Annotated in this window: 8 protein-coding genes; 5 read left to right on the top strand and 3 right to left on the bottom strand. The window is 60.7% G+C overall.

Going from position 1 to position 10,539, the window contains the following annotated elements:
* Positions 1-411 precede the first annotated feature (411 nt).
* The gene (locus tag JWR14_RS37685) at positions 412-2,199 is read right to left on the bottom strand and encodes a thiamine pyrophosphate-requiring protein (protein WP_299719790.1); all 1,788 of its coding nucleotides are present in this window, start codon (positions 2,197-2,199) and stop codon (positions 412-414) included.
* A 191-nt stretch (positions 2,200-2,390) separates the two neighbouring features.
* Here JWR14_RS37685 and JWR14_RS37680 point away from each other — a divergent pair, with 191 nt between their 5' ends.
* From JWR14_RS37680 to JWR14_RS37665, 4 genes are all read left to right on the top strand, one after another.
* Positions 2,391-4,703: an ATP-dependent DNA helicase gene (locus JWR14_RS37680; RefSeq protein WP_299719787.1), complete on the top strand. Its 2,313-nt coding sequence runs from the start codon at positions 2,391-2,393 to the stop codon at positions 4,701-4,703.
* 50 nt (positions 4,704-4,753) lie between these two features.
* Positions 4,754-5,257 (top strand): hemerythrin domain-containing protein, encoded by a 504-nt coding sequence (locus tag JWR14_RS37675; RefSeq protein WP_299719785.1) that lies wholly within the window; start codon positions 4,754-4,756, stop codon positions 5,255-5,257.
* A 128-nt stretch (positions 5,258-5,385) separates the two neighbouring features.
* Positions 5,386-6,000, top strand: coding sequence for a recombinase family protein (locus JWR14_RS37670; protein ID WP_299719783.1), 615 nt, complete (start codon positions 5,386-5,388; stop codon positions 5,998-6,000).
* A gap of 151 nt (positions 6,001-6,151) precedes the next feature.
* Entirely contained in the window at positions 6,152-6,874 is a 723-nt protein-coding gene (locus JWR14_RS37665; RefSeq protein ID WP_299719792.1) for a 2OG-Fe(II) oxygenase, read from the top strand.
* A gap of 33 nt (positions 6,875-6,907) precedes the next feature.
* Here JWR14_RS37665 and ribA read toward each other — a convergent pair whose 3' ends face one another.
* The gene (ribA, locus tag JWR14_RS37660; protein ID WP_299719781.1) at positions 6,908-7,558 is read right to left on the bottom strand and encodes a GTP cyclohydrolase II; all 651 of its coding nucleotides are present in this window, start codon (positions 7,556-7,558) and stop codon (positions 6,908-6,910) included.
* Positions 7,559-7,903: 345 nt separating this feature from the next.
* Between ribA and JWR14_RS37655 the strand changes: the two genes are divergently transcribed.
* Positions 7,904-9,562, top strand: coding sequence for an ABC transporter substrate-binding protein (locus JWR14_RS37655; RefSeq protein WP_299719779.1), 1,659 nt, complete (start codon positions 7,904-7,906; stop codon positions 9,560-9,562).
* A gap of 82 nt (positions 9,563-9,644) precedes the next feature.
* Here JWR14_RS37655 and JWR14_RS37650 read toward each other — a convergent pair whose 3' ends face one another.
* Positions 9,645-10,340 (bottom strand): NAD(P)-binding domain-containing protein, encoded by a 696-nt coding sequence (locus JWR14_RS37650; RefSeq protein ID WP_299719777.1) that lies wholly within the window; start codon positions 10,338-10,340, stop codon positions 9,645-9,647.
* Between the last annotated feature and the right edge of the window lie 199 nt (positions 10,341-10,539).

Raw genomic sequence — 10,539 nt, 5'->3', positions numbered from 1 at the left:
AGATGTGCACGTCACGCCGCGCGTGGGCATCGGATCATCCGGCTTTTATCGTCAGAGGCACAAGCGGCGCTCATTATATTCACGCGGCATTTTTTGCGCGCGTAGGGGCACTTTTTTAGCGTGGCCGGCGCCAGCTGCCCGCTCCGCGTGCGCGCGCCAGAGTTGTTCGTAGTTAACCGAGGACTATTGAGCACGCCTGGGGAACGCGGCGTGGTGGACTTTAAATGCCCTGGTGCCCGCCTTCTCAGGTCAAGCAGCTCCATGGGATTGATCGGTCATTCTTGCTTCCTGTGCTCCGCGCAAGATGAGATAGACAATCCGCATACCAACTGGCTTTCTTTATATGAGCCGCAGTAAGCACCGACGCTGCGACTTGCTCGATTCTCCCGTCAAGCACGAGGACGACTTCCCTTAGTTTTTCGATCCGGGAAGGACGCTGGACAGCACCTGCTTCGCCGTGTCGACAATGACGCTTGCCTGCGCGGGATCGCCTTGCAGCAACGTGGACGCGAACGCTTTGGCTTGCTTGACCGTGATATGCGGTGGCAGCGGCGGCACGTTCGGATCCGTCTTCACTTCCAGCACGACGGGCCGATCAGATGCAAACGCCTCATCGAACGCGGCACCCAGCCGCGCAGGGTCATCGACGAAAATTCCCTTCAAGCCGATCAACTCCGCAAACCGGTGATACGCCACATCGGGGATCTGCTGGGAGGCTTCGAACTTCGGGTCCCCTTCCATCACGCGCTGCTCCCACGTGACCTGATTCAGATCCTGATTGTTGAACACGACGCAGACCCACGCCGCATCGGTCGGCTTGCGATACTTCGCGAGCGTAATGAGTTCCGCCATGTTGTTCATCTGCATGGCGCCGTCGCCGACCATTGCAACCACCGGCCGGTCCCTGTACGCGAGCCGCGCAGCGATCGCGTAGGGCACGGCGGCGCCCATCGACGCAAGACCGCCCGACAGCGAACACAGCATGCCGCGCCTGATTTGCACGTCACGGGCATACCAGTTAGCGCATGAACCGGAGTCGCTCGTGACAATAGCGTTGTCCGGCAACCGCGAAGACAGCTCGAACGCCACGCGTTGCGGATTGACCGGCGTGGCCGACTGCATGGCGCGATCCTTCAGTGTCTCGTGCCAACTGCGATTCCAGCGAAAAATCCGGTCGCGCCAGCTCCCGGTTGTCTTAGGTTCGAGCAGCGGCAGCAGCGCACGGAGAGTCTCGGCGGCGTCGCCTTGAAGGTTGACTTCCATCGGGTATCGCAGGCTTAGCATGTCGCCCTTCAGATCGATCTGGACACCGCGCGCCTGCCCTTCCTTCGGCAAAAACTCCGCATAGGGAAATCCCGATCCGACCATCAGCAACGTATCGCATTCGGTCATCAGCTTGTAGCTGGGTTCCGTGCCGAGCAAACCGATTGACCCCGTCACCCAAGGCAAATCGTCCGGCAGCGCGGCCTTGCCGAGCAGCGCCTTCGCGACGCCCGCCCCCAGCCTGTCAGCGACCGCGATGAGTTCCTCCGTGGCGTGCAACGCGCCCGCGCCGGCCAGAATGGCGACGCGCCGCCCGTCGTTCAGCACGGCGGCGGCCCGCGCGAGATCGGCATCGTAAGGGACCACCTTCGGTGCGGTCCATCCCACGCCCGAGTGCAGCGTTCCGTGCGCGCGTTCGGGCTCTTCGTAGGGCGTCTCCTGCAAATCGTTCGGCAGGATGATCGCCGTCACACGCCGCTCCGACAAAGCCGTACGGATCGCCCTATCGATAAGATGCCGCACTTGCGACGGCACGCTTGCTTGTTGTACGAATGACCCGGCCACGTCCTTGAACATGGACGCGAGATCCAGTTCCTGCTGATAGTGCCCGCCCATTGCCGAGCGTGCTTGCTGTCCGACGATCGCAAGCACGGGCATATGGTCCATGCGTGCGTCGTAGAGTCCGGTAATCAAATGCGATGCGCCGGGCCCTGAGGTGGCAATGCACACGCCCAGTTCGCCCGTGAATTTCGCGTGCGCGCACGCCATGAACGCGGCCATTTCCTCATGCCGCGCCTGAATAAACTCAATCTTGTCCTGAGCTCGACGCATTGCGCCGAACACGCCGTTGATGCCGTCGCCGGGATAACCGAACATTTTTCGCACGCCCCATTCATGGAGCCGTGCCACGATAAAGTCACCTACTGTCTGCGCCATTGCGCTCTCCTGTGCTTTAGCTATCGCCACGGTCCGGCTCTCGCGAACGAAGAACGCGGTTCGTTTCTCCGTGGGTCCATGGTTGCCATGGCTCCAACTTCGTATCCTGAATTCACAGCAACCGGCGTTCCACACGATGTTCCCAGCCGATGGCATCGTGATAATATTTACTGTATATCCATACAGTAATCATGTCCGACCAACCCGCCTACTCCATCGCGGTACGCGCGTTGTGCGAGTTCACCGCCAAGCGCGGCGACCTCGACCTGCGCTTCACGCCGTCGCCTACTGCGCAACAGGGCATGGCGGGGCATAAGCTCGTCACCGCCCGTCGCGGCGGGCGCTACCAAGCCGAACTAAGCCTTTCCGGCACCTTCGGTCCACTACACGTTCGCGGCCGCGCGGACGGCTACGACCCCGGCCTGAACCAGCTGGAAGAGATCAAGACGTATCGCGGCAAGCTCAGCGCAATCCCTGACAACCATCGGCATCTGCACTGGGCTCAAGCACGCATCTACGGCTGGCTGTGCTGCAAAATGCTTAATCTGCAGGAGATCCGCGTTGCCCTCGTCTACTTCAATATCAACAGCGAAGAGGAGACGGTCTTCACCGAACTGCAATCCGCCGACGCACTCCGCGACCACTTTCACATGCACTGCGAGCGTTTTCTGGATTGGGCGCAACAGGAGCTCGACCATCGCGCCAAACTGGACGGCGCACTGGCCGATATGGTTTTCCCTCACGCGTCTCTGTATCCGGGACAACGGGAACTGGCGGCGGCGATCTACCGTTGCGCGTTGCACGGCCGCAGTCTGCTGGCGCAAGCGCCAACGGGTATAGGCAAGACGCTGGGCAGCTTGTTTCCGTTATTGAAAGCATGGCCGTCCGCGCAGCTCGAGAAGATCTTCTTCCTCACCGCGAAGCGTTCGGGCCGCCAACTTGCGCTTGACGCACTCACCACGCTTGGCCGCAACACACCGCTGCGCGTGCTCGAACTGGTCGCGCGGGAGAGCTCCTGCGAGCATCCCGACAAAGCCTGCCACGGCGAATCCTGCCCGCTCGCACGCGGCTTCTATGACCGCTTGCCCGCCGCACGGACCGCTGCTCTTGAGGTTGGGCAATTTAACCGCCACGTGTTGCGCGAGGTTGCCATTGAGCACGCTGTTTGTCCGTACTACCTGAGCCAGGAAATGGCGCGCTGGAGCGACGTCATTGTTGGCGACTACAACTATTACTTCGATACCCACGCCATGCTGTATTCCCTCGCAGAGTCGAAGGAATGGCGCGTTGGCGTGCTGGTGGACGAAGCGCATAACCTGGTTGAGCGTGCCCGCGCGATGTATTCGGCCACGCTGGATGAAGTGCGTTTTCGCAGCCTTCGCCGCACCGCGCCGCCACCGTTAAAGCGCGCATTCGACAAGATCGCGCGGGAATGGAAAACCATTTCGAGTGAGCAGCAAACCGATTACGACGTGCATGCAGCCCTGCCTCGACGCTTCATTGAAGCGCTGGAAAACATGATTGCGGTGGTAACCGAGTTCGTGGGCGAACAACCCGCCGAGCTCGATCACGAGATGCTGCGTTTTTACTTCGACGCCATGCATTTCGTGCGTATTGCCGAGCGCTTTGACACCCACACTCTCTTCGATACCACCTTGTCCCCGCATGCTGCGACGCGGCGCAACACCGTGCTGTGCCTGCGCAACCGTGTGCCGGGACCGCATCTGAAATCGCGCTTTGCCCGCGCTCATTCAGTTGCGCTGTTCTCAGCCACGCTCACGCCCATGCATTTCTATGGCGACATGCTCGGTCTTCCTGAAACCTGCCTGCAAGTGAATGTGGAATCGCCCTTTCACGCGGATCAGTTGCAGGTGCGGGCCATAGCGAATGTGTCCACGCGGTTTCGCGATCGCGAGGAGTCCGTACCACCACTCGTCGATCTCATCGCGGCTCAATACCGGCGCACGCCCGGCAATTACCTGAGTTTCTTCAGCAGCTTCGACTACCTCGATCAGGTCGCCAGCGCGCTGCTTCGCGAGCACCAGGACATTCCGGTGTGGACGCAGTCGCGTTCAATGAGCGAAGCGGATCAGCAAGCTTTTCTCGCACGCTTCACGCAAACGGGTCGTGGTATCGGCTTCGCCGTGCTTGGCGGATCGTTCGGGGAGGGTATCGACCTGACCGGCACGCGGTTGATCGGCGCGTTCATCGCTACGCTTGGACTGCCGCAGCTCAATCCGGTCAACCAGCAGATGAAAGCACACATGGACGAAGAGTTCGGCGCCGGATTCGACTACACGTACCTGTTCCCCGGGCTGCAGAAAGTGGTACAGGCTGCAGGGCGTGTGATTCGAGGACAGACCGATCAGGGCGTGCTGTATCTCATCGACGACCGCTTTGCCCGTGCCGACGTGCGCCGCCTGCTACCCGCGTGGTGGAGGGTGGAGATCGTCCGGCACAGCGTGGCTTCGGCTCCTGCTGCTCGGGCATCCGTTTTGCTGTGAGTCCCGCGAGCGAGTCACCCCCACGCTCCCACTCCACGCGAGGAATCATCATGGCTGTCACTACGGCTGCAACTCACACGACCCGGCAGGATGCGCTCACGCTGCTTGAAGAAGAACATCGAGCGGTAGAGAAATTGTTCGATGCGTTCGAACGCGCCGCCGACGACGACCTGGAACGCAAGGCGACCCTCGTACAACGCGCATGCGAACTGCTCACCATGCATGCCATGGTGGAAGAGGAGATCCTTTATCCGGCGGCCAAGGAAGCGCTGGGCAAAGACGATAAGGACGATGTCAATGAAGCATTCGTCGAGCACTTCCTGGTGAAGACGCTCATCGAAAAATTCTCGACGATGAAAGCGGGCGACGAAGGCTTCGACGCGACCTTCAAGGTCCTGACCGAAAGCGTCAATCACCATGTGGAGGAAGAGGAGTCGGCGCTGTTCCCGGAACTGCGCAAGACCCGGCTTGATCTCGCGAAACTGGGTGAGCGGATCGCCGCACGCCGCGAGGCGCTGCAAAGCCGGATCACCCAAGTCGCAATGCAGCATTGAGGCCGCAGCATTGAGACCGCGTCGCGCATCGTCCGGCAGTTTGCTAACATGGACCAAGCCGCAGCCGCCGGAGGCGCCACTGCGGCGCTCCCGGCGGACTGTGCAAAGGCAATATCGGAGTGCGCCTCGTGACCCTCATCGTGTATATCAATACCGCCGGCAATCAGGACGGACGCGACAACGACCTGTTCCAGATCGACGCGGCCGGCTTCCTCGTCGACATGGGTTGCGTTCTGGTCGATCACTGCAGCCATGCCGTGAACGCCGCGTCGCGCCTCGCGCTGCAACGGGCCATCCGCCGTATCAAGCCCGGCGACACGCTGGTCGTCGCGCATCTCGGGTACCTGGGAAGCAGCATCAGCGACGCCGTGTCTACACTTACCATGCTGGCCGGCAAAGGAGCGCACGTCTTCTGCCTCGACGCAGGCAAAGCCGATCTTTGCGCGAGCGGGGAAGGCTCGCCCATCCGCATGCTTCAGCTGTCCGCCGAACTGGAGCGCGATGCCAAACGCGCGCGCGCGCTCGACGCGGCCGCGATCGCCAAGAAGGACGGCACGCATCAGGGACGTCCCGCCTCGTTGTCCGACTCACAGCGGCAACAAGCACTGAAGGCGCTTGCCTCTGGAAGCACCGTGACGGCGATCGCGCGGGTGCTCAGCACGTCGCGGCAAACGATCATCCGCCTGCGCGACGCGGCATCGCGCGATTCCGCTGCGGTGCAGTCACCGCCAGTGGAGCACTAACGCGCCGTCCTGTTCGGGAAGGTTTCAAGAAGGCCTTGAATTATTCATCATACGATTACGCACATCTAATATGAACGCAACATCCGGAGTGTTTTAAAGCGCCGTGCAGCGGACACTTGGGGTCATCAAAACCTGCATGGAGAAGCTGCCAATGGATGCCCTGGTGACGAATATCGAAGCCCGCGTGAACGCCATCGACTGGCATGCGGTGCAAGAGGAACTGGATGATTTCGGCTGCGCGACGGTCGAGCGCCTGCTCACACCCGCGGAATGTGACGCATTGAAAGCGCTTTATGTGCGCGACGAGTTGTACAGAAGCCGCGTAGTCATGGCACGCCACGGTTTCGGGCGCGGCGAGTACAAGTACTACGCTTATCCGCTGCCTGAGGTGATCGGCACCTTACGCGAAGCGGTGTATCCGCACCTTGTTCCCATTGCTAACCGATGGAACGAGATCATGCGGATCGACACCCGCTATCCACCGGACCACGCCGCGTTTATCGATCGATGCCACGCTGCCGGCCAGCTTCGCCCCACACCGCTGATCCTGCAATACGCGCAGGGCGACTACAACTGCCTGCATCAGGACTTGTACGGCGAGCACGTGTTTCCGCTTCAGCTTGCGTGTCTGCTGTCGGTACCAGGGCGAGATTTCACTGGCGGGGAATTTGTGATGACCGAGCAGCGGCCGCGCATGCAGTCGCGGGCCGAAGTCGTACCGCTAGCGCAAGGCGACGCCGTGATTTTCGCCGTTCATAACCGGCCGGTGAACGGGACGCGCGGGGCATATCGCGTGAATCTCAGGCACGGCGTGAGCCGGCTGAGATCGGGCCACCGCCATACGGTAGGCGTCATTTTTCACGATGCAACCTGAAGCTCAAGGCGTCGAAGCACGCCTTGCAGTCAGCTATTCGTTTTCGTCGAAGTAGTGACCGAAGCGGACCTGCTTCGTCTTGATGTAGCGCTCGTTTTCCTCACGCACGGGAATGGCCAGCGCCACCCGTTCGCAAACCGGGATATCGTGCTTGAGCAGCGTGTCGAACTTCGACGGATTGTTGCTCATCAAGCGCACCGAGCGCACGTCGAGCGCGCGCAGAATAGCTGCTGCCGAGTCGTATTCCCGCGCGTCATCGGGCAAACCGAGATGCAGGTTGGCGTCGACAGTGTCGTACCCCTGCTCTTGCAGCGCATACGCACGGATCTTGTTTGCGAGCCCGATGCCGCGCCCTTCATGACCCCGCAAATACAGCAAGATGCCGCGATTTTCAGCCGCGATATAACGCATCGCGAGGTCCAGTTGCTCGCCGCAATCACAGCGATACGAGCCGAATACGTCGCCCGTGACACACTCGGAATGCAGCCGGCACAGCACGGATTCGCCGGCACTGACATCGCCCATGACAAGCGTCAGATGCTCCGCGCCCGTGCTTTTCACCCGATACACATGCGACTCAAACACGCCGTAACGCGTGGGAATCGTGGCCTTCGCCACGAGTTCGACGCATTCTTCGTGGGCTGCTACGGCAGTGGCTGCCGGTGAATCAGAAACGTTTTTCATGTTCTCTTGTACTGCATAGGAGGGCGTGGGCCGCGTGCCGGTCATTAATCGGTAACTTTAGCAAGAAGCCGGAAAAAAGCGGGAGCGCCCGGTCCGACATGTTAAAACGCCCGGGAAATATTTGCAGCCTGCGGACCCATAGGCCCTTGGCGGCTGAATGAAAAGCTGCGTGAAAAGGCGCGCGAAAGGGTGCATGAAGTTGCCCCAAATACCCACGGCTGATTTCCTTATATCTAAAGAAGAACGTATCGCTTCGTCAAAAATTCCGTGGTTGGTAAAGTATCCGGTTACTTCGGCACGCTTGGTCGCCTCCGGGCGCCGCCTCTCAACCTTCACCGACCTTACATGCCACATAAAAGCCTGCCGTCCGACTCATTCCTCGCCCCCGCCCGCAAGCTGGCCCGCACCGCCGTTTGCACCGCCGTTTGCGCATTTGCGGCCCTTGGGGCGCTCGCCGGCACGGCCCACGCGGCGGGCAAAACCCTGGTGTTCTGTTCCGAAGGCAGTCCGGCCGGCTTCGATTCCGCGCAGTACACCACCAGCACCGACTTCGACGCCGGCGCGCACGCAGTCTACGACACCCTGGTCGAATTCGAGCGCGGTTCGCTCAACCTGGTGCCGGGTCTGGCCGAGTCATGGGACGAGTCGCCCGATGCCAAGACTTTCACGTTTCATCTCCGCCACGGCGTCAAGTTTCAGACCACACCCTGGTTCAAGCCCACGCGCGACTTCGATGCGGACGACGTCGTCTTCACGTTCAAACGCATGATCGATCCGGACAATCCGTTCCAGAAAGCGCATCCGGTCAGCTTCCCGTATCTCAGCGATCTCGGCTACGACAAGAACATTGCATCGGTTGAAAAACTCGACGACTACACCGTGCGCTTTACGCTGCACACGTCGGACGTGGTCTTCGTGCGTAACATAGCGATGGAGTTCGCCTCCATTGTGTCGGCGCAATACGCCGACCAGTTGCTCAAGGCCGGCAAGACAGAAGACCTGAATCAAAAGCCCGTGGGCACCGGCCCATTCGTGTTCCGTGACTACCAAAAAGACGCGATCATCCGCTACGACGCGCATCCGTACTTCTGGAACAAGAAGGACGTGCATATCGCGAAACTGGTGTTTGCCATCACGCCCGACGCGGCTGTGCGCATGCAGAAGCTCGCAGGCGGCGAATGCCAGATGACAGCTTTCCCGCGCCCCGCCGATATCCAGACCGCGCGCAGCAATCCCAAACTCGCGGTGCTCTCGGGAGTGGGTTTCAACGTGGCCTATGTTGGCTACAACACCACGCATAAGCCACTTGATAACGTGCTGGTGCGTCGTGCTCTGGACATGGCCGTCGATAAACCGGCCATCCTGAAGAGCGTCTACGACGGGGCCGCGACTGTGGCTTCGAATCCGATGCCGCCATCGCAATGGTCGTATAACAAGGCGTTGAAAGACGCTCCCTACGATCCCGCGAAGGCCCGTGATCTGCTGAAGCAAGCGGGTTTTCCGAACGGCTTTTCGATCACGCTATGGGCCATGCCCGTGCAGCGCGGCTACAACCCGAATGCTCGCCTGATGGCGCAATTGATTCAATCGGACTGGGCGAAGATCGGCGTTAAAGCGAACATTGTGACGTACGAATGGGCCGAATATAACAAGCGCGCGAAAGAAGGCGGCGAGCACGACGCCATCCTTTACGGCTGGATGGGCGACAACGGCGACCCGGACAACTGGCTCGGCACGACCCTCGGCTGCGACGCCGTGCATGGCAGCAACGTGGCGAAGTGGTGCAACAAGCAATTCGACGATCTGCTCGGCAGAGCTCGGCTGATTACCGACCAGCCGACCCGCACCAAGCTGTATGAGCAGGCGCAGGTCGTGTTCAAGGATCAGGTCCCGTACACGCCGATCGCCCACGCCAACGCGTTTCAGTTGATGACGAAAGACGTCAAGGGCTACGAGATCAGCCCGCTGGGCGGTCATCGTTTCGACGGCATCTCGCTCGACTAAGAAGTTGGCTTCACCCGCCGGCTTCAACTTTCGGTTTGAACCACGCGGCGACGGGCTTTGGAAGGCCCGTCGCCGTGCGGCTTCATGCGGGGTGATCGAAGCTTCCGGGGCTCTTGTCCGTCGCACTCCATTGCGGCTTGCGAGCCCGCTCCGCCTTCTGCAAACCGGCCTTCAGGCCTTCTCTGTCGAAATCCTTCGTGTAGACCGGCGTGCCAGGCTGCTGACGCCAGGAGTCGCCGATGCTGCCGTTATCCACCGGATCGAAGCCCATCTCATTGACCAGTTGCATCACGACGGCTTTCGCATCGGCGGTATCGCCCGAAACCGGCAACGCCACGCGTCCCGGCGTGCCCTCGGGCTTGCCGAGATCGCGTAAATGCGCCGCGTAGATGTTGTTGAAAGCCTTGATGACCGGACGCCCGATCTGCTGCGCGACCCATGCGCTTTCCATCATGCCGGACTCGATGCCGTCGATACGGCCATCGCGCTCACGCGGATAGTAGTTCCCGGTATCGATCACGACCGTGGTTTCCGGCACATCGTTGAACAAGCCGGCTGGCAGATTCAGCACTTTCTTTTCGGGGATCGTGACGACGATTACAGCGGCGCCGCGTACCACGTCCGCGAGCTCCGCCGGCTTCGCGCCGGTTTCGCTGGCGACGTCGGCCAGCGTGTCCGGCCCTCGCGAGTTGCCGATCAGGACCTCATGCCCCCGCTCGACCCAGCGCAGCGCCAGCACGCGACCAATATTACCCGCGCCAATGATGCCAATTTTCATACACCCTCCTGGTTAATTCAGTTAGCTAAAGCGGCATGCGCGCAACGCCCATGCCCGTGGTGTTCGTTCACCTGCCGTGCGGCCACGGTACTGGCAACAGGTTCCCGGTAACGATAAAATGCGGCCCCCGTTCATGCGGCGGCCTGCGTGTTCGACTTCTGACGTCGCATGATGATGCCGTGTTAACCCTGATAGCCTC

It is taken from the genome of Caballeronia sp. (assembly GCF_028292365.1).
In the GTDB taxonomy this organism is placed as follows: Bacteria; Pseudomonadota; Gammaproteobacteria; order Burkholderiales; family Burkholderiaceae; genus Caballeronia.
Note: the sequence above shows the minus strand (reverse complement) of the source record. Positions and strands in the feature narration are given on the sequence as shown.